The 20,895-nt window shown below is 60.7% G+C and carries 21 protein-coding genes and 1 pseudogene; 13 read left to right on the top strand and 9 right to left on the bottom strand.

The annotated features are described in order from the left end of the window. The first annotated feature begins 42 nt into the window (after positions 1–42). The 4 genes from ACVW0R_RS03645 (at position 43) to ACVW0R_RS03630 (ending at position 4,500) form a co-directional block, all read left to right on the top strand. The gene (locus tag ACVW0R_RS03645) at positions 43–2,100 is read left to right on the top strand and encodes a bifunctional metallophosphatase/5'-nucleotidase (protein WP_457501666.1); all 2,058 of its coding nucleotides are present in this window, start codon (positions 43–45) and stop codon (positions 2,098–2,100) included. A gap of 151 nt (positions 2,101–2,251) precedes the next feature. Next, on the top strand, positions 2,252–3,442 hold the full coding sequence (locus tag ACVW0R_RS03640; protein ID WP_071813508.1) for an FAD-dependent oxidoreductase: 1,191 nt from the start codon (positions 2,252–2,254) through the stop codon (positions 3,440–3,442). Further along, positions 3,430–3,627, top strand: coding sequence for a sulfur carrier protein ThiS (thiS, locus tag ACVW0R_RS03635; RefSeq protein ID WP_011429935.1), 198 nt, complete (start codon positions 3,430–3,432; stop codon positions 3,625–3,627). The genes ACVW0R_RS03640 and thiS overlap by 13 nt, the downstream gene beginning before the upstream one ends. Before the next feature lie 45 nt (positions 3,628–3,672). Continuing rightward, positions 3,673–4,500, top strand: a complete 828-nt coding sequence (locus tag ACVW0R_RS03630; protein WP_041438213.1) for a thiazole synthase — start codon at positions 3,673–3,675, stop codon at positions 4,498–4,500. Between the two features lie 12 nt (positions 4,501–4,512). Here ACVW0R_RS03630 and ACVW0R_RS03625 read toward each other — a convergent pair whose 3' ends face one another. Then, positions 4,513–5,145 (bottom strand): class I SAM-dependent methyltransferase, encoded by a 633-nt coding sequence (locus tag ACVW0R_RS03625; protein WP_457501665.1) that lies wholly within the window; start codon positions 5,143–5,145, stop codon positions 4,513–4,515. A 176-nt stretch (positions 5,146–5,321) separates the two neighbouring features. Between ACVW0R_RS03625 and ACVW0R_RS03620 the strand changes: the two genes are divergently transcribed. From ACVW0R_RS03620 to ACVW0R_RS03610, 3 genes are all read left to right on the top strand, one after another. Beyond that, the gene (locus ACVW0R_RS03620) at positions 5,322–6,053 is read left to right on the top strand and encodes a M50 family metallopeptidase (protein ID WP_457501664.1); all 732 of its coding nucleotides are present in this window, start codon (positions 5,322–5,324) and stop codon (positions 6,051–6,053) included. A gap of 124 nt (positions 6,054–6,177) precedes the next feature. Then, positions 6,178–6,309, top strand: a complete 132-nt coding sequence (locus tag ACVW0R_RS03615) for a hypothetical protein (RefSeq protein WP_011429930.1) — start codon at positions 6,178–6,180, stop codon at positions 6,307–6,309. A 101-nt stretch (positions 6,310–6,410) separates the two neighbouring features. Then, positions 6,411–7,544: a glycosyltransferase family 4 protein gene (locus ACVW0R_RS03610; RefSeq protein WP_011429929.1), complete on the top strand. Its 1,134-nt coding sequence runs from the start codon at positions 6,411–6,413 to the stop codon at positions 7,542–7,544. A 29-nt stretch (positions 7,545–7,573) separates the two neighbouring features. Here the strand turns inward: ACVW0R_RS03610 and ACVW0R_RS03605 are convergent, their stop codons facing one another. The 5 genes from ACVW0R_RS03605 to ACVW0R_RS03585 form a co-directional block, all read right to left on the bottom strand. After that, positions 7,574–8,560 carry an ABC transporter ATP-binding protein gene (locus ACVW0R_RS03605; RefSeq protein ID WP_011429928.1) on the bottom strand — a complete coding sequence of 329 codons (987 nt, stop codon included), beginning with the start codon at positions 8,558–8,560 and terminating at the stop codon, positions 7,574–7,576. A 103-nt stretch (positions 8,561–8,663) separates the two neighbouring features. Beyond that, a complete protein-coding gene (locus ACVW0R_RS03600) occupies positions 8,664–9,620 on the bottom strand; it encodes an NmrA family NAD(P)-binding protein (RefSeq protein WP_011429927.1) in 957 nt (318 codons plus the stop codon). Positions 9,621–9,900: 280 nt separating this feature from the next. Continuing rightward, positions 9,901–10,191 carry a 4a-hydroxytetrahydrobiopterin dehydratase gene (locus ACVW0R_RS03595; protein ID WP_011429926.1) on the bottom strand — a complete coding sequence of 97 codons (291 nt, stop codon included), beginning with the start codon at positions 10,189–10,191 and terminating at the stop codon, positions 9,901–9,903. A 67-nt stretch (positions 10,192–10,258) separates the two neighbouring features. After that, the gene (locus ACVW0R_RS03590) at positions 10,259–10,780 is read right to left on the bottom strand and encodes a GNAT family N-acetyltransferase (RefSeq protein ID WP_011429925.1); all 522 of its coding nucleotides are present in this window, start codon (positions 10,778–10,780) and stop codon (positions 10,259–10,261) included. Positions 10,781–10,782: 2 nt separating this feature from the next. Further along, a complete protein-coding gene (locus ACVW0R_RS03585) occupies positions 10,783–10,953 on the bottom strand; it encodes a hypothetical protein (RefSeq protein ID WP_011429924.1) in 171 nt (56 codons plus the stop codon). A 122-nt stretch (positions 10,954–11,075) separates the two neighbouring features. Here ACVW0R_RS03585 and ACVW0R_RS03580 point away from each other — a divergent pair, with 122 nt between their 5' ends. The 5 genes from ACVW0R_RS03580 (at position 11,076) to ACVW0R_RS03560 (ending at position 16,020) form a co-directional block, all read left to right on the top strand. Continuing rightward, on the top strand, positions 11,076–11,267 hold the full coding sequence (locus ACVW0R_RS03580; RefSeq protein ID WP_011429923.1) for a hypothetical protein: 192 nt from the start codon (positions 11,076–11,078) through the stop codon (positions 11,265–11,267). 202 nt (positions 11,268–11,469) lie between these two features. Further along, positions 11,470–13,101 carry a CocE/NonD family hydrolase gene (locus ACVW0R_RS03575; RefSeq protein WP_457501672.1) on the top strand — a complete coding sequence of 544 codons (1,632 nt, stop codon included), beginning with the start codon at positions 11,470–11,472 and terminating at the stop codon, positions 13,099–13,101. Positions 13,102–13,206: 105 nt separating this feature from the next. After that, positions 13,207–13,467 carry a DUF6761 family protein gene (locus tag ACVW0R_RS03570; protein ID WP_011429921.1) on the top strand — a complete coding sequence of 87 codons (261 nt, stop codon included), beginning with the start codon at positions 13,207–13,209 and terminating at the stop codon, positions 13,465–13,467. A gap of 102 nt (positions 13,468–13,569) precedes the next feature. Continuing rightward, complete coding sequence (locus tag ACVW0R_RS03565) at positions 13,570–15,393, top strand: glycosyltransferase family 39 protein (protein WP_414346991.1); 1,824 nt, start codon at positions 13,570–13,572, stop codon at positions 15,391–15,393. 153 nt (positions 15,394–15,546) lie between these two features. After that, entirely contained in the window at positions 15,547–16,020 is a 474-nt protein-coding gene (locus ACVW0R_RS03560; protein ID WP_457501663.1) for a transposase, read from the top strand. 419 nt (positions 16,021–16,439) lie between these two features. On the opposite strand, the gene ACVW0R_RS03555 is transcribed toward ACVW0R_RS03560, so the two are convergent. Further along, positions 16,440–18,296 carry a hypothetical protein gene (locus ACVW0R_RS03555; protein ID WP_099887177.1) on the bottom strand — a complete coding sequence of 619 codons (1,857 nt, stop codon included), beginning with the start codon at positions 18,294–18,296 and terminating at the stop codon, positions 16,440–16,442. Positions 18,297–18,342: 46 nt separating this feature from the next. After that, positions 18,343–18,831, bottom strand: a complete 489-nt coding sequence (locus ACVW0R_RS03550) for a Tic20 family protein (RefSeq protein ID WP_099884079.1) — start codon at positions 18,829–18,831, stop codon at positions 18,343–18,345. A gap of 249 nt (positions 18,832–19,080) precedes the next feature. On the opposite strand from ACVW0R_RS03550, the gene ACVW0R_RS03545 reads away from it, so the two are divergent. Beyond that, complete coding sequence (locus tag ACVW0R_RS03545) at positions 19,081–19,536, top strand: hypothetical protein (protein ID WP_071813507.1); 456 nt, start codon at positions 19,081–19,083, stop codon at positions 19,534–19,536. Here ACVW0R_RS03545 and ACVW0R_RS03540 read toward each other — a convergent pair. Next, positions 19,504–20,709 (bottom strand): annotated as a pseudogene (locus tag ACVW0R_RS03540) (RNA-guided endonuclease InsQ/TnpB family protein). The gene ACVW0R_RS03545 and the pseudogene ACVW0R_RS03540 overlap by 33 nt on opposite strands. Positions 20,710–20,895: the final 186 nt, after the last annotated feature.

Raw genomic sequence — 20,895 nt, 5'->3', positions numbered from 1 at the left:
TCTAGCCTTGGTAACGTGAATGCGGATGCGTCTTGAGTGGTCATGAAACCAGCTTGTCGTGCTCGAGGGGCTGCCCCTGCTGAGGGAGGGCTTCCAGCTTGGCTGAACGCTCTGGCCAAGTTCCTGCGGGTTGGGCTGTGCTGCTTGCTGCTGAGCCTGGCCAGCGCCTGCGGTACCACCGACAGTAGCTCAGTTCCTCCAGCCGGCGGCGGGGCAGGGTTTATCGCCTCAGATCCCAACGTTAGGCTCTCCTCTCAGCCGCCCGCTTTTACGCTGCAGATTTTGCACGCCAGCGACTTGGAAGCTTCCATTGCCGCCGTTCAGGATGCCCCCCGCTTCTCCGCCGTGGTCAACGCGCTGCGGCCCGCATTTTCCAACACGGTGGTGCTCTCCAGCGGCGACAACTACATCCCCAGCCCCTTCTACAACGCCAGCGCGGATCCCTCGCTGCGGGGCCGGTATGACCGCACTCCTGGCAAAGCCGACATTGAAATCATCAACGCCATCGGCTTCGAGGCGGCTGCCTTTGGCAACCATGAATTTGACCAAGGCACACGCCAAATTCGCGACTTGATCCGACCCGACACCAGCCGCGGCTACGCGGGCGCCCGCTTTCCCTACTTGAGCGCCAACCTCAGCTTCAGCGGCACTGGCGAATTGACCAGCTCTGACTTTGCTGCCGATGGCCAAGAGGCCAGCTCCATCCGCGGCAAGATCGTCAAGACGGCGGTGATTACGGTGGGAGGGCAGCGGATCGGCCTGGTGGGTGCCACCACTACGCGCCTGGCCGCCATCTCTAGCCCTGGCCCTGAGGTGAGGGTGGAAGGCAAAGTGGACGACACCGACCAGGTGAATGCCGCCCTCATCCAGAACTTCGTCAACCAGCTCACCGGCCAGGGCATTAACAAGATCATCCTCCTGGCCCACCTGCAGCAGCTCCAAAACGAGGTAACCCTAGCCAGCCAACTGCGGGATGTGGACATCATCATCGCCGGCGGCTCCCACCGGGTGATCGCCAAGCCCACCGACCGCCTGCGCCCTGAAGATGTGCGCACAGGTGACTACCCCATCCTGCGCTCCTCGGCCAGCGGCCAACCCGTGGCAGTGGTGAACACCGGCGCCAACTACCGCTACGTGGGCCGCCTGGTGGTTAGCTTCGACGCCAACGGGGTGATTGCCCGCATCGATCCGGTGAGCGGCGTCTATGCCACCGACGACCAAGGGGTAGCAGCCGTGCGCGGCACCCCCAACCCCGACGTGGTGCGGATCGCCAACGAAATCGGCAACATCATCCGCACCAAGGATGGCCGCACCTTTGGCTCTACCACCCAATTCCTCAACGGCCTGCGGGCCGAGGTGCGCACCGAGGAAACCAACCTGGGCAACCTCACGGCGGATGCCAATTTGGCCTATGCCAGAACGGTTGACCCCACCACGGTCATCTCCCTCAAAAACGGCGGCGGCATTCGCGCTCCCATTGGGGCTACCACCGGCGGTGGCGGCGGCGAGCCGGTGCGGCGGATCCCTCCGCTGGCCAACCCCGATGCCGGCAAGCAGGCGGGCCAAGTTTCGCAACTGGATATCGAAACTTCCCTTGCCTTTAACAACGGCCTGTCGCTGGTGACGGTTACCGCTGAGGAGCTGAAGCAACTGATGGAACATGGGGTGGCGCAAAGCCAGCCGGGGGCCACGCCGGGCCGTTTCCCGCAGATCGGCGGCTTTGCCTTCAGCTTCGATCCCTCGCGGCCACCGGGATCCCGCGTGGTCTCCTTGCGGGTGGACACGCCCACCGGCCGGGATGTGGTGGTGCGCAACGGCCAGTTGCAAGGGGATCCCCGCCGTACCTTCCGCCTGGTGACGTTGGGCTTTTTGGCCGACGGCGGGGATGACTATCCCTTTCCGCGCCTGTCTAACCCCAACCGGGTGAACTTGGCTCCCAGCTCCGGCAACAGCTTCGATACCCCCGGCAGCGAGCAGGATGCCCTGGCCCGCTACTTGCGGCAGATCGGCGTGTTTACCCAAGCCGACACTCCGGCTGCCCAAGATACCCGCATCCAGAACCTGTCGGTGCGCCAAGATACGGTGCTGCAGGGCTTGTAGGCTGGGCTACTCTCAACCGGTGGATGAAGCCAACCGCCCCTCTCCTCTCTGGGGAGAGGGGATGGTTTTAATGAGGAGCCATTCAGCATTCTCGACCCAATAGAATATGCCACCATAGTGCTGCGGGTAGCGCTAGACACGCCAACGCCCCATGAGCCTGTCAAACCCATCTTCTCTGGCCGCCCCCCCGCTCGCTTCTTGGAGAGTGCAGCCGGATCCCGTCCTCATCCTTGGAGCCGGTCTAATGGGGCGCCTGTTGGCTGCCACCCTGGTCGAGGTCGGGCATTCTGTGCGCATTGTGGAGGCAGCTTCTCCCACTGCCCCTGAGAGCAGCGCGGCCCATCTGGCTGCTGCTATGCTGGCTCCTCTGGCGGAGTCTGCCGTCGCCGAGGCCAGCGTAGTAGCGCAGGGGTACTATGCCCTCTCCCGCTGGCCCGCCCTTCTGGCCAGCCTGCCAGAGCCGGTTTTCTTTCAGCAGGAGGGCACTGTGATCCTTTGGCACCGCCAAGATGCCGGGGAAGCCAAGCGTTTCTCGGCCCTACTGGCTGCTGTAGGGGAACGCCTTCCCCATCTCCCCAAGCCTCAGCAACTAGATGCCCAGGCGCTGGCCGAGCTGGAGCCCTCGCTGGCCGGGCGATTTGGGCAGGGCCTGTATCTTCCCCAGGAGGGCCAACTGGACAACCGCCAACTGCTGGCTGCTTTGCTGGCCAAATTGCGCCAGCACGGGGTGGAGGTGGAGTGGGGCCGCCCCTGGGATCTGGAGCAGGCGCGAGCTTGGCAGGAGCAAACCGGCGGGTGGGTTTTGGACTGCCGCGGCCTGGGATCCCGAAAAGAATGGGGCGGACAGGCACCGCTGCGGGGAGTTAGGGGCGAAGTGGTACGTCTGTATGCCCCGGAAGTATCTTTGCGGCGCCCGACCCGGCTGTTGCACCCCCGCTACCCGATCTACATCGCTCCCAAGCCGGGGCACCTGTTTGTGGTGGGAGCTACCGAAATCGAATCTGAAGATCGCTCGCCGGTGAGTGTCCGCTCGGCTCTGGAGCTGCTCAGCGCCGCCTACGCCGTGCATCCTGCCTTTGCCGAAGCGCGTATCCTGGAGTTAGGCAGCCAATGTCGCCCCACCTTGGCAGATCATCTCCCCGCAGTGGTGGAGCGCTCTCCGCGGCTGTTGCAGATCAACGGCCTCTACCGCCATGGTTTCCTCATCTCCCCCGCCATTCACGATGCCGTTTTGGAGTACCTCCACCACGGCAGTTGCCGCTTGGCGCAGCAGCTTGGGATCCCCTTTCAGGTGCAGGCTGCCCCTCTTGCCGGTGAATCCCTATCGCCATGCGTGTCTTGATCAACCAAAAGCCTTACGATCTGCCGGAGGGCACCACGTTGGCCGAGGCGATAGCCCAGGTGGGGGCCAGCGGCCCTTTTGCGGTGGCGGTTAACTTGGAGTTTGTGCCACGCGACCGCTACGAGCAAACCCGTTTGCAAGAAGGCGACCGGGTGGAGATCGTTGTGCCGGTTGCCGGCGGCTAGTGCCCGATTGCCTCCCCTCAAATCCCGCATTGTTGCCCCTCAGCGATGTCCACTCTTCTTCCTGTCTCCCCTTCAACTCGGGCCGATGAGGATCCCTTGGTGCTCTACGGCCAAGCGCTGCCCAGCCGCCTGCTGCTGGGGACAGCCCGCTATCCTTCGCCGGCTATTTTGGAGCAGGCGGTGGCGCGGGCCCAGCCCTGTTTGTTGACCGTTTCCCTGCGGCGCCAGGGGGCGCTGGGGCCGGAAGCTTCCCAGGGGTTCTGGGCCTTGCTGCAGAAGCTAGGGATCCCGGTTCTGCCCAACACCGCCGGCTGCCACAGCGTGCAGGAGGTAGTCACGACGGCGGAGATGGCGCGGGAGGTGTTCGGCACCGACTGGATCAAGCTAGAGCTGATTGGCGATGACTACACCTTGCAACCGGATCCGGTGCAACTGCCCGCTGCCGCCGCCGAGCTGGTTCGGCGGGGGTTTAAGGTCTTGCCCTACAGCACCGACGACCTGGTGCTGTGCCAGCGGCTCTTGGATGCCGGCTGTGAGGTGGTCATGCCCTGGGCCGCCCCCATCGGCACTGGCAAAGGCCCCCTCAACCCCTACAACTTGCGCCTGCTGCGGGAGCGGATCGAGGCGCCGCTAATTGTGGATGCTGGACTGGGCCTGCCCTCCCACGCCTGCCAGGTGATGGAGTGGGGCTTCGATGGGGTGCTGTTGAATACAGCGGTGGCCCTGGCCCGGGATCCGGTGGCGATGGCCGAGGCCTTTGCGGAAGCGGTGCGCTCAGGCCGCCGGGCCTACTTGGCCGGCGCGATGACGCCTCAAGAAGCAGCTCAGCCCAGCACGCCAGTTCTCGGCACCCCCTTCTGGCACCAGGGTTAACTGCCCTATAACTCAAGCAACAGGCTTTTGCGCCTGGATAACCTGCAGAGCTCCCCCAGCGTGGAGGGTCTGCCGGATGGATTGCCAACCCTGCTGCTGCAAATGCTCGGGCAAGTCCAGCTTGAGTAGCTCCCAGGCGGTCTCGGTTTCAAACAGGGCCAAAAAGAGGGCCAGCCCAGGCCAGATCAAGGGTTGTCGAGGCGCGTGCAGATCCAGAATCAAGAGTCCTCCCCCCGGCTTGAGCACCCGCCACACTTCCCGCAGCACCTGCTCCAAGTCGGCGAAGGACAATTCGTGCAGAGCCAAGCTGGTATGCACCCAATCAAAGCTGGCATTGGGAAAGGGCATATCTTGGGCAAAGGCCTCCACAAACTCCACCTGGGGAAGGCGTTTGCGGGCTGCCGCTAGAGCTTTGGGGGAAGCATCCAGGCCCACCACCTGCTGGCTCAGCTCCGCCAACAGTGGGGTCACTTCAGCCGGGCCACAGCAGAGATCCAACACCCGATCCTGGGGATGAATCTGGATCCCTTGTAGGGGCAATTTCCGCAGCCGCTCGTATCCCCCCACCGCCAGGGCAGCCCCGCGACTGATGCTGCGGTAAAGCCAGGGAAAGCGGTAGCTCCAGTCGCGCAGGAAGGTGGCCACAGACAGGGATCCCTCAGGGGCTCTTTCAGCCTACCTGACCTACATCCATTGCAAACTGGTTTGAGACATATGTTTTTCTGGATTTTCTCGGGGTTGGCTTGGAACTCTCCTCTGCCGGCAGTCGTCTAAGAAGACGAGGCGTTTTAGGCTTTTTTCTGTCTACCCACTGCTGCTCTATGACTCAGTTTGAGCTGCCTCCCTCCCCTTCCGAGAAACCTGGCCGGCACAGCTTGGTTTGGTTGGTGGCTGCTGCAGGTCTGACGGTCTTGCTCTGGCAGCTCCCCTGGGGCAACTACATCCTCTACCCCTTTACGATTCTGGCCACCTGGTTTCATGAGATGGGCCACGGCTTGACGGCAGTGCTGTTGGGTGGGGAGTTTCATCGTCTGGAGATCTATCCCGACGGGTCGGGGTTGGCCTTTCACAGTGGGCACTTGTTTTTGGGGCCGGTGGGTCGAGCTTTGGTGGCCGCCAGTGGGCCAATGGGGCCCCCAATGGCCGGGGCGGTTTTTATCCTGGCTTCTCGTCGTCAAGGTACGGCCCAGTTGGGGTTGTTGGCTTTGGGATCCCTGTTGTTGCTCTCGACGCTGCTCTGGGTGCGCTCTCCCTTTGGCCTGTTGTTCCTCCCGGCCATGGGTTTGGGCATCCTGGCAGTAGCTCGCTGGGCTTCTCCTTGGCTGCGGGGCTTTGCCTTGCAGTTTTTGGGGGTGCAAGCCTGTGTGAGCACCTACCACCAACTCGACTACCTGTTTGTGGAGTCTGCGGTGATTAACGGGCGGCTGGTCCTCTCGGATTCCAGCCAGATTGCCCAAAACCTGTTTTTGCCCTACTGGTTTTGGGGAGGGGTGATGGCGGTGTTCTCTTTGGTCTTGCTGATCACCAGCTTGCAACTGGCCTTTCGCGACTAGGGGGCAAAACCGCAATTTTGGAAGTGATTCCTGTCACCTAAAAATCCGTCGCCCATCACTGCCCAGCCGCAAAAACCGCCGCTACAGTAGGGGGCATGAGGAGTGAGGAGTGTGGGAGCGGATTATGTGGCGAGATGTTATCGGACTGGCCCTGGCGGCCACGCTGTTGTTGATTAGCAAAACGGCGGCTGATACCCTCGGCCAGAACCAAGAGCCAACTCATTCTGTTCCGCTGCAAGACAAGCTGCTGGAATAAAGTTGTGCCGCTGCTGTCCCAAGCCGTTATCTCGTTGCCGTTTTGTGCAACACTCATCCTCAGAGAATCTTTAGAGTCTTTTCATTAGGCTTGGGATCCCAATGCGCATAGCCCTGTTTACGGAGACGTTTCTGCCCAAGGTGGATGGCATCGTCACGCGGCTTTGCCACACAGTGCGCCATCTAACGGCTCGCGGCAACTCGGTGCTTATCGTCGCGCCTCAGGGAGCCCCCAGGCGGTTTGCGCGGGCACGGGTCTACGGGATCCCGGGCTTCCCCTTGCCTTTGTACCCGGAGTTGAAGCTGGCTGCCCCTGGCCCGGCCATCGGCAAGCTGCTCAACCGTTTTCGACCGGATGTGATCCACGTGGTCAACCCGGCAGTTTTGGGGTTGGGGGGCCTCTACTACAGCCAGACGATGGGGATCCCGCTGGTGGCCTCCTACCACACCCATTTGCCAAAGTACCTCAAGCACTACGGGCTGGGTTTCCTAGAGGGGGTGTTGTGGAGCCTCCTCAAGCTGGGACACAATTTGGCGCGGCTCAACCTCTGCACCTCGACGGCCATGATGCAGGAGTTGAGCGCCCACGGCATCGAGCGGGTACACCTGTGGCAGCGGGGGGTGGATACGGAGCTGTTTCACCCGCAGGCTGCTAGCCCAGAGATGCGGGCCCGCCTCACGGCAGGGCAGCCGGAGCGACCCCTGTTGCTCTACGTGGGGCGGCTCTCAGCAGAAAAAGAGGTGGGGCGGATCCGGGTGTTGCTGGAGCAGATCCCGCAAGCGCGGCTGGCCATTGTGGGCGACGGGCCGGAGCGGGGATCCCTGGAGCAACATTTTGCCGGCTACGATGTGGTGTTTACGGGCTACTTGCAGGGGCAAGACCTGGCAGCGGCCTTTGCTTCCGCGGATCTGTTCGTGTTCCCCTCCCGTACCGAGACGCTGGGGCTGGTCTTGTTGGAGGCCATGGCTGCCGGCTGTCCGGTGATCGCCCCCCGCTGCGGCGGCATTACCGATGTGGTGGACAGCGGCCGCAACGGCTTTCTCTTCGAGCCGGACTCCGACAGCGACTTTGTTCGGGCCACGCGGCAGCTGTTGGACAGCGCCGGGCAGCGGCAGCTCTTCCGGCAGCAGGCCCGCCAAGAGGCTGAGCGCTGGAGTTGGTCGGCAGCCACGCAGCAGTTGGAGGAGTACTACCGCGCCGTCATCGCCGAGTCGGGATCCAGGCTCCGGAAATGACGTTCCAGGACACCTAGGGTGGAGTCCACTTAGGCAGAGACGGGCCGATCCCCTTCAATAGCCCGCACCTGGTCGACGAAGAATTCTTCCAAAGATTGCCGCTGCAGATGCAAATCGGTCACCACCGCCCCCGCCTGGCTTAGAAGCGTTAGCAGCTCCGGCAGGGATCCGCCCCATTCCCCCGACCAGTGGGATCCCTGGATGGAGAAGTGCTCGAGGCGGTCGCGGAACTGGTCGATGGCGCCGCCGTGCCCTTGCACGTGGTAGCTTTTGCTTTGGCCCAGCAGCTCGTCCAACGTCCCCTGCTGCACCAATTTGCCGCCGACCATGAGGCCGACGCGGTTGCAGATCACCTCCACATCTCCCAAGATGTGGCTGTTGAAGAACACCGTTTTGCCCTGTTGCTTGAGGGACAAGATGATCTCGCGCATCTGGTAGCGGCCCATGGGATCCAGCCCCGACATCGGCTCGTCTAGGAACACCAGCTCCGGGTCGTTGATCAGGGCTTGGGCCATGCCGGTGCGCTGCAGCATGCCCTTGGAGTAGGTGCGCAGTTGCTTTTTGCGGGCCGTATCGATAGAAAGCCCCACCAGCTCCAGCAGTTGCGGGATCCGCTCCTTGAGGAGGCTATCGGACAGGCGAAAGACCTTGCCGGCAAAATAGAGAAACTCCCATGCCGTCAGGTAATCGTAAAAATAGGGGTTCTCCGGCAGATATCCCACCCGCTGCTTAATGGAGCGATCCCCCAGAGGCTTGCCCAGGAGCGTGCCCCTGCCGCTGGTGGGCTCCACAATCCCTAGCAGGCATTTGATCGTGGTGGTTTTGCCGGCCCCATTCGGCCCCAACAGCCCAAAAGTTTCGCCGCGGGCTACCGTTAGAGAAAAATCCTTCAGGGGGCTGACCACCTTGTTTAGCCAAAAGCCGGTGCGATAGGTTTTGGTCAGGCCGGAGATGGCAATGGCCGGTTCGGGATGGAGGTCAGTCGCTTCAGGGGAGGGGGCAACCGTCTCGCTCATAGAGAGAAAGCCGGGGCTGAGAAAAGAACCAGGGCGAACCCTGGGGGATGCTGGGCCGCTATCCAGTTTACCCTGTCCCAGCTACTGGTTTGGTTGCAGTTTCCTAGAAGGGCCTCTTGACCTTGGGTTGTTTAACCTTCAGCTCGCGAATCCGTTTCAACATCTTTTGGAAATACTCAGCCAGGTAGTCTTCAAGGGAGGTCAGGGAAGCCAGTTCAATGCCCAAGGCTTCGCACACAGGCGTCATGTCGGCATACATCGGCTCTTTGGCGGCAATTACCTCCACAAACGCCAGCCGGTCGGCAATGTTCCAGCTCCACTGAAAAAACTGGGCCACCCTGCGCGCTCCCCGCAAGACCCCCAGTGGTATGGTTCGAACCTTGGCCTTTTTGCCGGAAAGCTGCTCACAGAGAGCGATGACCTCTTGGGAAGTCCAGGCCTTGGGTCCCACCAAGGGAAAGACCTGCTGCTTGGCGGCTTCGACGCTGAGGGCTCGCACGGCAAATCGAGCTGCATCTAGGGTGTCGAGGTAGGCCGTGGGGATGCTCTCGCTGGCTACCCAAACAATTTGCTCTTCCAAAATCGGGATGGCGTACTGGCCGATCAATCCCTGCATAAAGCCCGCCGGACGAAAGATGGTGTAGGGCATCTGGGATCCGATCAAGTATTTCTCGATGTGGTGCTTGAAATTCATCAGGGGCACATTAGGGTACTCGTGCTGAGCACCCATGATGGAGAAAAAGATAAAATGCCCCACTTGGGCAGCCCGTGCCGCATTGATCAGAGCAACTTTGCCATCCCAATCCACCTGGCGGGCGCTGAGGGTGTCGGTCACCCGCACCGTGGCACAGTCGATCACCGCCTCGACGCCTTCCATCGCCGCTCGGAGCGTGCTGGGCTGCAGTAGGTTCCCCACCTTGAGGTGAGCCCCCCACTCGCTCAAGAAAGCAGCCTTGGCTGGGTTCCGCACCAGACAGGTAACCTGATGCCCCTCTTCGATGGCCCGCCGCACCACCTGACGGCCCAGCGTTCCCGTTGCCCCCACAACCAGCACGTTCATAAAATTATCATTTCTTAACCTTAGGCTTAGTCTATCAGACGGATGCAGCTCCTAACACAAGAGGATAGCTTGGTAGCCCCGTACTTTAGTGCGGAGCGGAAAAGCCCTTGAGCCACTTTAGTTGCTTCTTGACAGCGCCTTCGCGAGTCCATTTTGGGCTGCGTAAGAATCCCCTGGGTGGGAGTGTCAAAACTTGACCTGAGCAGTGGCAAACAAATAGGGATCCCCGCGGCGCCGCAGGGATCCCTGGTTATGGCTCAGTCTGCCGCCGAGAGAGTGTCTAGCCAGCCAGCTCGTTCATGCGTTGCGCCAAAGTGAAGTCCAGTTCCGTAATGCCCCCGGCATCGTGGGTGGTGAGATCCACCCGCACGCGGTTGTACACATTGGTCCACTCGGGGTGGTGCCCCATGCTCTCGGCTACCAAAGCCACACTGCTCATCCAGCCAAAAGCTTCCACAAAAGAGCGAAATTGAAATTGGCGATGCAGCTTCCCATCCTGCAAGGACCAACCCGGCAGGCTTTCCAGCTTGGTCTGGATCTCAGCCTCGCTGAGTTTGACAGGTCTGGACATGGGCGTTCCCTCCAGTCGTTGCCACCGCTTTCATCAAAAAATCACCTGAGGGCGGATCCCGGCTTCTTTACAAAACTTCGTAGTCTTCCGGTTCCTGCGAGGCAGCAGCAGGGCCAAGGGGTTTGTACAGCCAGTAGCCTTGCACAGTAAAGTGGGCCTGCCTGTAAAAGTTGAGGGCAGCTTGGTTGTGGCGGTAAACCTGCAAGGTAATAGCCGCTAACTGCTGCTGGGATCCCCAGCGTTCCACCTGTTGCATCAAAGCTTTGCCCAGTCCGCGCCGCCGGTGGGCAGGATCCACCCAGAGCAAAAAGATATAGGCCACTCGCCGATGGGTGGCTTGATCGGTGGAAACGCCGGCCCAGACACCGCCCACCGGCTCCCCTGTTGCTTCCTTGAGGATCCACCAGCAGGGGGTACGGGGAGGGTCGAAGAGGCGATCCAACGTCGCTTCCAGATGATCCCAGTGCCTTTGCTCGGGGAAAGATTCCTGCAAGGTGGCCTGCAATCCCCGCCGCACCCAGGGCCGATCCCAGGCGGAGCCAAGGCGCCAGCGGTAGCCAGCAGGCAAAGGGATCTCCGGTTCAGCCATCCTCAGCCATTCGCGGAAAAAAGAGCGGCAAGGCCCACCGCTGCTGCCTCCTCGATCGGGGCCGGCTGAGCCATATCTTCTGGCAGAAACGAGCGAATGCTCACCACCACCAGAGTGAATAGAAACACCAGCAGGATGAAGGCGGGAAAGATATACTGCCGTAGGATGTTCATATTTCTACACCTTAGCTCCTACAGTATAGTGCAAGTCGGGATGCGAGCGCGAAGAGGCTTCTCCAGGCCAGCCGCTGTTAGACTGGTGTAGCCATAGCTTTTGCGGGCAACTCCTCCGTCCGATGTCCTCCGCACCCTCTGAGCCCAATCCGGAAAACTTGCCTGTCTTGGGGCAGAAGGTACAGGCCAAGCTGCGCGCTCTGGCAACCCTGCCTGGCCTTGGCGAGAAAGGGATCCGGCTCCTGCTGCGGGTTGCTCAAGCCGACCCGGAGTGGAAAGTGCGGGCAAGAGCCTACGAAGTGTTGCCTCTTTAGAAAGAGGCGATCCTGCCCGATGGTTCGGTCTGGTCTTCCGACAAGCCCTCCTGAGCTGGCCTAACTCCAGCAACAGCTCAATCCACCTGGCTGCGGGTTTCTCTTTCAGGGCAGGGAAGAGCTACAGGTCTTGAGCCTAAAATACGCCTATCCCCTGCTGTGGAGATCCTTGGCTTCTTCAATGGACCCCACTGACCCGACCATGCTGCCTGTGCGCCCCCGAGAAACCGTTTCCATGTTCACCCGCGACGGGATCCAACTGGACGCGGATGTCTATCGCCCGCAAGGGGAGGGGAGCTACCCGGTTTTGCTGATGCGGCAGCCCTACGGGCGGGCCATTGCCTCGACGGTAGTATACGCCCATCCGCGCTGGTATGCGGCCCACGGGTACATCGTGGTCGTCCAGGATGTGCGGGGGCGGGGCACGTCCAAGGGATCCTTCTACCCTTTCCGCCACGAAGCCGAGGACGGGTTCGACGCCGTCAACTGGGCGGCCGCTTTGCCGGGGAGCAACGGTGTGGTGGGTATGTACGGCTTTTCTTACCAAGGCATGACCCAACTGTATGCCGCCTCCACCCGTCCCAGCGCCCTGAAGGCCATCTGCCCAGCCATGCTGCCCTACGATCTCTACGCCGATGCCGCCTATCCGGGGGGAGCCTTCGCTTTCTACAACAACCTCAGTTGGGCCCTGCAACTGGAAGCTGAGGGGGCGCGCCTGCGCGGCGATGCCAACGCTTACCAGGCCCTTTTCAAGGCCTCCCGCAACCTGCCCCTTTACGATCCCATCCCCCTCAAGCCAGGCGTGCTGCAGCAATATGCGCCCCAGTCCTATTACTTTGACTGGCTGGAGCACAGCGAGCCCGACGACTACTGGCGCCAGCTCTCCCCCCGTCTGGAAGCGGTGGATCTGCCGATGTTGCACATTGGCGGCTGGTTCGACAGCTACCTAACCGGCAGCCTGCGCCTTTACAAGGAAATAAGCGCCCGCAGCCAAAACCCTCAGTACCTGGTTGTCGGGCCCTGGGCCCACCTGCCTTGGGGGCGCAAAGTGGGGGCGCTGGACTTTGGCCCCGAGGCCGTCAGCCCCATCGATCGGCTGCAGGTGCGCTGGTTCGACCAGTTCCTCAAAGGCAAAGACACAGGGATCCTCCAAGAGCCGCCGGTACGCCTGTTCGAGATGGGATCCAACCGCTGGCGCAGCTTTGAGGCCTGGCCCACGCCGGAGCCGAAGGTTTTCTACCTGCACAGCAGCGGCCTGGCCGCCCTTTCTGAAGCAGAGGGATCCCTTCGCCCAGAGCCCCCACCAAAGCAGCAGTCGGATACTTTTGTTCACGATCCCTGGCGACCCGTGCCGGCCCTAGGAGGCCACCTCATCCATCCCGCCGGGCCGCAGGAGCGCTCTGCCCTCGACTGCCGCGCCGATGTTCTCACCTACACCACCTCTCCCCTGGCAACCGACCTCGTCCTGGCAGGGGACATTCTCGTGGAAGTGTATGTGGAAGCCGACAGCCCCAGTTTCGATCTCTGCGCCGTGCTCTCGGTGGTGAGGCCGGAGGGCCAGGTGTATAACTTTTCCCAGGGCTACCGCCGGCTGCGGGATCCCCAGCCCAAGGCCCCCATTGGGATCCCTTGCCAGCCCACCTGCATCCGCATTCCCCGCGGCCACGCCCTGCGCCTCAGCCTTAGCGCGGCCTGTTTCCCGGCCTACCCCGTTAACACAGGCACGGGGATGCGAGAAGAGCGGCTCATCGAGGCCCGCATTCTCACCCTCGCTCTTCACAGCGGCAGCGACACCCCCTCGCGGCTGCATCTGCCCATTGTCGAGGGGAGTTAGGGGGAGTGACAGTTTAAGACAACACAGCTTCTCATCCCTTCGCAACTCCTCCTCACAAACAGACATCAAACGTTAGGATAGAAGCAAGCAGGGCAAGGGAACCCCATGTTGCAAGACCCGAAGTTGATCCGGCACTATCAGGCTTTGACCGACGCGCTGGTGGACAGTTGGCATCGCGGCTATCGGCGCACTGACGAGCTGCGCCTGCTGGTGGATGGCTACCTGCTGGCCCTGCGAACTGGCAAGCAATTGCAGCCTTTTGAGATCTACCGCCTTGAAGACGAGGTCAACCGCTTCCTCTACGACCCCTCCAACTTCGTGGAGCCGGAACTGGAGCGGGAGACCGAGGCGATGCGGGGCTATTGATATTTCTTATTGATATTGCATAGAGAGGGGCCGGGGGTGAGGGATCGAACACCGGCAGAGGCCTGGTAGGCTGGGGTCAGTGCTGTTCCTCACTCCAGTCCTATGGCGGTTTGGGATACGCTGGCAACTTCTCGGCGTCCGGCCCTGCTGGGATCCGGCTTGGGCTTGGGGATAGCCTTGACCCTTGGGTATGGGCTGTTCGGCTACCACGTCTTGCAGGTTGGCATCTGGTTGTTGAGCATCCTGTTGGTGGGGTTGTACGTGGCCCAGTTTCCCCCAGCTCAGCCCCCTTGGGATCCGACGCGGCTGCGCTGGCGCCAGGAGTTGCTGCACCTGGGGCTATTGGCGTTGGTTTTTGCTCCCATCTACCTCTACGACCTGGCCAACATCCCCTTTCAGATCAACACCGACGAGATTGTCATCACCTCCATGGCCCGGCGGGCTTCAGCGGTACGCTACCCCGATATCTTTGGGCTGATGCCAGAGTACTTCTATTTTCCCCGCTTTATGTTCAGCCTCTTTGGCGGCCTGACGCGGCTGATGGGGGGAGTCACGCTGGTGAATGTGCGCACGGTGCATGCCACCTTCGGGGTTGTCACCATTCTGGTGGCCTACGGGTTTTTTCGGTCGTTCTGGAACCCCCGGCTGGCCTTGGCGGCGGCGGCCCTCCTGGGATCCAACCACGCTCTGCTGGGCATCAGCCGCATGGCGATGCGGGAGAACCTGATTGTGCTGGTGGAGTGTGCAGCCCTGGCCTTGATCTTAAAGGGCGTGCGGGAAAAGAATCCCCTGCTTTTGTATTTGGGGGGAGGGGCAGCGGGTTTCTCCCTCTACGGCTATCTGCCGGGGCGGGTGGTGATCTTGCTGGGGTTGCTGTTTGGCGGCCTCTACCTGCTCCTGGGCCGGGAGGATCTGCAAGGAGAAAACAAGCAGGCCAACCCCTTCTGGACTTTGGCCAAGCTGACGGTGCCGGCGGCGCTGGGGTTTTTCCTGGTGGCTGCGCCCATTCTGGTGGCCACTGCCACTGCTCCGCCAGTGAGCGCCGAGTATGCCCGCCAGCAATTTCTCTTTTTCCCAGAAGGGCGGGCGCTGCAGCAGATGTGGGTGAATGCCGCTACGCCAGCCGAGGCGGTGTGGCGCAACATCCGCAACGGCCTAAGTATGTTCAACGACCCCAGCCAGCACGACCGGGGCTATATCTATCCCAACTACGGCCATGCCTTTGTAGATCCCCTGACAGGGGTCTTGATCTGGCTGGGGCTGGGATCCGGGCTCTACCGCCTTCTCAAAGGGCGCAGCCAACCCCACGACTGGCTCTGCCTGGGCAGCTTCCTGTTTCTCTACCTGCTCTTTAGCTTGGCCATCACCAAAGCCCCCAACTACACTCGCCTGCTGGTGATCCTGCCCTTTGTAGCCTACCTAACCCTGGAAGGGATCCAGGCGCTGGCTGCTCTCCTGGGACGTTGGGGATCCCGGGCAAGAGGTTGGCTGCCGGCAGCGGCGATGGCGGGGGCGGTCCTGTTGATCGGGGGATGGAACTTGGCCATTTTTGGGGATTTTGTCCACAAGGGCTGGACCCAGGGCAACGATGTGGGAGCCACCGGGCGCTACGTGGCGGCTCGACAAGGGGATCCCGACCACCGCTTCTATTTGGCTGCTAGCGCCGCCTACCCCTATTTCAGTTGGGGAGAGCCTGCCTACTGGCAAAGTTGGATTCAATTTTTTGCCAGGCAAGAACAAGAGGTGAAGGTTTTTCCCCCCGAGACGTTGCTTAGCCAAGACCTAGAGCCGCCGTTTACCCTGTTCCTGAACGAGGGGGTATGGGATCAACAGGGGGCGGCGCTGCAGCGGCGCTTTCCCCAGGGGCAGTTGCACCGCATCCCGGCTGAGCGGGGGCTGTGGGCTTTTGAGGTGGGGGATCCCTAAAACGGCATCGCCAGCAACCAGCCATCGCTGGGAAAGCCACGGGTTTGGGTCAAGTACCCCCAGCTTTAGCTGGAAAAGGGCAAGGAAAGACTAGCCTGCCCAGGCAACCTACTCCGGTAGGTTCAACTGGAGCTAGCCGTCCAAAGGCCACCTATGTTGTTGTACCTGTTGTTGTACCTGGAGTGGGTCTATGCCAAGCCTGCTCGACCCCAATCGCTGGATCCGAGAAAAGCTCTAGCAATTGACCACGGAGTCAACAACTGGCTTACGTGCGTTAGCAACTTAGGGCACAGCTTCATCATTGATGGCCGCAAAGTCAAGTCCTTCAACCAGTGGCACAACAAGGAGCTGGCTAGGCTCAAGACTCACAAGCCGCAGAGGTTTTGGTTGCAAAAGCTTGACCGAATTACGGAAAAAAGAAACCGGCGGATGCGGTCCACAAAGCTGCGCGCAAGGTCATTGACTTCTGTTTGCACCACTCAATTGGGAGAATCCTCTTCGGTTGGAACAAAGAACAAAAACAAGAATGCGGTTTTAACCAAAACTTTGTTTTCATCCCAACAGGTCGGTTCAAGGAGCGTATTGCGCAATTATGTCGGCATTATGGCATGGAGTTTATTGAGGTAGAGGAAGCGTACAGCTCTCAGGCAAGCTTCCTAGATGGAGATGAGCTACCTAGTTATGGTGAAAAACCCGACGGGTGGAGACCCTCTGGAAAGCGTATCAAGCGGGGCCTGTACCAAACGGCAAAGGGGTGGTTGGTCAACGCTGAGGCAAATGCTGCCGCCAACCTGCTTAAGAAAGTCAGCAGAACCTTGGAGCTTTGCCTTCAGGAACTGTCTAGAGGCGCTTTGACAACGCCGTTACGGGTTCTTTTGTGGACTGCGTAAGAATCCCCTGGGTGGGAGTGTCAACTCCCTCACCATCCAAGCTGATGCCCTCGACCAACACCGGCCAAGGCGCCGTGCTAGGCGATATCGCAAAACGCCCTGTCCTCAACCGGAGCCAGCCGCACGAGGGGGAGTATTAAGCGCAGGCAGCCCTGTTTAGGTGGAAGTGCTCCCTTCTGCCATCTCTTGTTCAGGTGTCCTAAGCCAGGGCCTCCAACGCAGCAGCCGCCGCAGCTCCACCAGCAGCACTCCGGCTACACCCGTCAGGATCCAGCCCAGCCAGTCCGCCGCCGTGCCCAGGTAGCGCACCTCCACCCGATGCTCCCCCGGCGGGATCCGCACTTGCAACAGCCCCACCCCGTTGGGTTCGGCAGCTCTGAACCGTCCATCGATTTGTAAGCGCCAGGCGGGGTAGTAAAACGTGCGTAAGGCTACCGATTGTTCTTGGGAGGTAGGGTTAACCGCGCGAAAGCGACGGTAGCCATAGCGCCACTCTTCCACCTGGAGCAGTGCGGCTGGATCCTCTACCTCGCCTTGCCACTGCAAGAGCGGATCCACCTGTGGGGGCGGCATGGGCAGCGTCGCCTGGCGGGGCCGGTATTCCAGCGCATCCACCAGCGCCAACCCATCGGGAAAGCGCCAGTGCAGGTGCAAAAAAGCAATGCCCGGCCGCTCTTGCGGCTCGTGGGGGAACTGCTTGGCCGCAGCTAGCTCTTGAAAGGTTTGGACAAGCTGCAGATCGAAGCCGGCTTTGGACATCAGTTGCAAGCCCTGCCAGGTTTGTACTCCCATGGCCAGGCCGATCCCCACCAGCAAAAGGAGCTGCAGGCGCTTGTGCCCCCATCCCCACCCAGCTAAGGATCCCAATAGCCAAGGCACGGTTACTGCCGTCACCGCCATCCAGCGCCAGGAAAACTGGATGCGCCGCAGCGGCAAAACCCACTCGTAGAGCCCAGCCAGCAGATCCGTCATCATCAGCAACGCCACCAGGCTGGCTCCCAGGCTGTAGAGCAGGGTGGCTTTGGCAAGAGGGAATTCGTCAGCTCCGCTTCCCTGCAAGAGCAACGTCCCCTCTGTTCGGCGGGCCAGCCACTCCAGAAAAACCAGGAGCCCCGCCCCCACCAGAACCGCTGCCATCCAGACCCAGTACCCCACCAGGTTGCTCTCAAACCAGTGCTCTGTCCAGCGCGGCTGAAGCTGCATGAGCCCGCTCAGCATCAGGCGATGGTGGGGCGTGTACTCTTCGGCAAAGTTGACAAAGTCCACCTGGACATGGCGCTGATCCCAAAAGGCCGGCAACAGATAAAAAGCAGCCCACCCCAGCCCCAGCCCAAATCCTAGGTAGCAGCGTCCCACCCTGGGCCAGAAGGGATCCCTTCCCCCCAACACCCAAGGCAGGGGCAGCCAAATCAAGGTAAACACCAGCAACGTGGGCAGATGAGAGAGCGTCAGCAACCCATAGCTCAGCGCCAAAACCGCAACCGGCCCAATGGACTGGGGCCGGCAGATCGTCTGCAGCGAGGCCCAGAAAATCCAGGGCAGGATTGCAATGGCCCACACTTCTCCAATTGCCCCCCGTTGGTAGATGTCTACCAACCAATAGGGGCCGGCCATGCTCAGCAGGGCCAAGCCCAGCGCCAAAGCCCAAGGAAGCACTTGCCGCAGCAGGACGTACAGCCCCAGCCCGAAGACTGCCATCGCCAGGCCCATGCTGGCCACCAAGGATCCAGGCATATCCAGCCCCAGCAGGCGAAACGGCAAAGGGGCCACCATGCATAGAGGTGGATAGAAGGCAAAGGTGGGGTTGCCGTAGCCGAAGTTGGAATACTCCAGCCAGCGGGGGTAAAACTGCCCGCCGAAAAACTGCCGCTGATACTGAAAGGCCCAACTGAGGTTGAAGTGGGTGGAATGAGTGATGGGGTAGCCCCGCTGCAGCATCGGCCAGAGCAGGGCCAGCACTCCAGTTAGCAGCGCAAGCCCGACCAGCAGCTTCGGTTGGCGTAACGCTTTCATCCTCACTTCTGGACTAGGCGTTGCCTACCTCCCTCTTTGCCAGGAATTAATAGCGAATCCAGGCATAGGCGGCATCGGAGAGCACCGGCACCTCGGCATAGTGGCCGCGAACGTTCTGCACCCAAGCGTAGACGGTGATGGCGATCACGCCCAGAAGTGCGGTGGTGGCCAAAATGCTGACAAGTGCTGCCAGGCCGAGGTTGCCAAAGAGCATAGCAAACACCTGCATCAACACTTGCACCAAGAACAGGGCAATGTTGAGCAACAGCGCCTGCATGGTGTTGAAGCGAACAAAGTGGGCGACACGGCTGTTGCGGACTAAAAATAGCAGGGCGAGAAATATCCCCACCCCCAACCAGCCTGTGGCCAGGGGCAGCAAGCGCAGCAGTGGACTAAAAATGGGGATCAAACCTGGCAGAGATTGAAACAAACCCGAGGGCACAAAGCCGAAGGGCAGGGCCCATACCAAAGGCAGAAGGTAGGGAAGGGATCCCCACAGCCGATTGATGGGAGTGATGTCGCCGCGCCAGGTCATGTCTCGAGCCCCTCAGTTCAGTGCAGTAGTGCTGGAGTCTGCTTGTTGGTGCGCTTTCAGAATTTCTTTAAACGGCACCTAAGCTTTGCGCTTATTGTAGTCGATGAAGTTGGCCGGCTCAACGCGCCTAGCCCCAAGCTGGCCTCCGCTTTCGAGTGAGGGGGAAACTGTTCAAGATGAGCATCTTGCAGGATTGGGGTTGATATAATCGAAGGCAACTCCCACCCACAGTGATTTTTGGCCTCCGCCATGAAGATTTCGCCATCTCTCGCTGCCCGCCTCTTGGGAGCTGTTCTCTGGCAAGCTTGGTCTGTGCTTGTCGGCTTTTTCAACGACCGCCTGTTGCCGGAGCGCTGCCACGTTCGGCCCGAAGCTCTGCCGGAGTGGATGGCTCAGGTGTGGGCCGGCTATCTGCGCTATCGCAAAGCCTCTCGTCCGGGAGCGATTCAGTTTCGCGGCTTGACGGTGGATCCCGGCCAAGAGGGATCCTCAGCTCACCTTATTGGGGCTGGCCCGCTCCGCTACCGTGGCTGCCCTCTGGAGACAGTTGCCCGGGATGCCGTCCAACCCTTTGGCAAAACCCCTTTTGTGCCCCCCTACCAGCGGCTGCTCAATACGCTGCGCTTGAAGTTGAGCCTGGCCGATGTCGATAGCTATTCGGTCACGCCGGCCCTACAGCGGGTTTACCGCGGCCAAGAGTTGTAAACTACCCGGCTCCGACTGCCCCCCGTATACGGGGGGCAGGGGGATGTAGGGTGGCCGGTTTACAGCAGCCCCCAATAATGCAATGACATAGGCGCTACGCTTCGCTGACGCTAATGCTGCGTTGTAGTCTGCATCCCCTTCCCAACTGCAAGCCGGGTTGACACAACGGAAGCGTTTCCCTTCCCGTTGCCCGATCCACAGGCACTGGTGGCAAATCTGCGAGGTATAGGCAGGCGGCACCACCACAACCGTGACCCCGGCCCGCAGCGCCTTGTAGTGCACAAACTGCCTCAGCTGGTAGAACGCCCAACTATTCGACCGCCGACGCTCCGTTTTGCTCCGTGGCGGTTGGTTGACACGCTCTCCGATTCCAGTTAGGTCTTCCAAGGCAATCGTGCTATTGGTCGCCTTTGCCCTGGAAACAATAGCCTTGCAGATGCAGGGATTGACCCAGGTTTGCAAGCGTCTCTCCTGACCAGACAGCTGTTGCAAGAGTTGGCGGCATCTACGCCGACTAGACCTTGTGCCCTGACTGGCTTTGCATGGGAGCACCGCTCGCAACCAGGATCAACGGCTGTCCATTCCAGGGATCTCCCTCTGAGGTATGGGCAATATCTCTCCTCCCCAAGTCCACCCCAATCGCCTTAGCTGCGGTTTGCAGCTCCGGCGGTTGCGTTTCCACACAAATCGTAGTAAGAACCCTCTTTGCGTTTGACAAGGTGGCCGATTGGGGATTGGTGCCGGCCAGCATCCCTCGTTGATAGTTGCCGATGGACAGCTCCAACCGTTCCCGCCCCTCAACGGTGGTGAGCGATACTGTCCAGTCTTTCGCTCGGAAGGAGAAGATGCGGGCAGCGTAGGTCACGAAGCCCGCCTTGAAGGCTTTGACCGGACGGTTTTTTCTGGCTGGCAGTCTTGCGGGCAGATACCACCCGTCTGCATACCTGTTGTGCCAGGTTGCTGGATAGGCCAAAGCGGGCACGGATGTCGCGGTAACCCAGAGATTGGAGCTTAAGGGCGTTGAGGATCTTCTCCGGCGTGTTTTGGTTGACCCAGTTCAAGGCCTGCACAAAGGCGTCCAGCGTCGCATCTAACTTGGCGGCTTGCGACTCCGATAGGACTCCGTCCCGCTAGCGCGAACAGTTCGCAGGAAATAGTCAAGACTTGGGTCATGCTGTCACTATACATCAACAGACCGCATTCCTCCCGACGCTTGGCTGCGCCAGAGCGCGGGGCTCCTGCGGTTTCTAGCTGACACCGGGCGGAGCAGTAGGGGAGGAGGGGGGATCCCTGGCTAAGGATGGGGGCCGAGAGAAAGCTGAGAAAGGTTGCAAGAAAACTTAATGCCCCTTCCCCGCT

The organism is Thermostichus sp. MS-CIW-15 (genome assembly GCF_054060575.1).
Note: the sequence above shows the minus strand (reverse complement) of the source record. Positions and strands in the feature narration are given on the sequence as shown.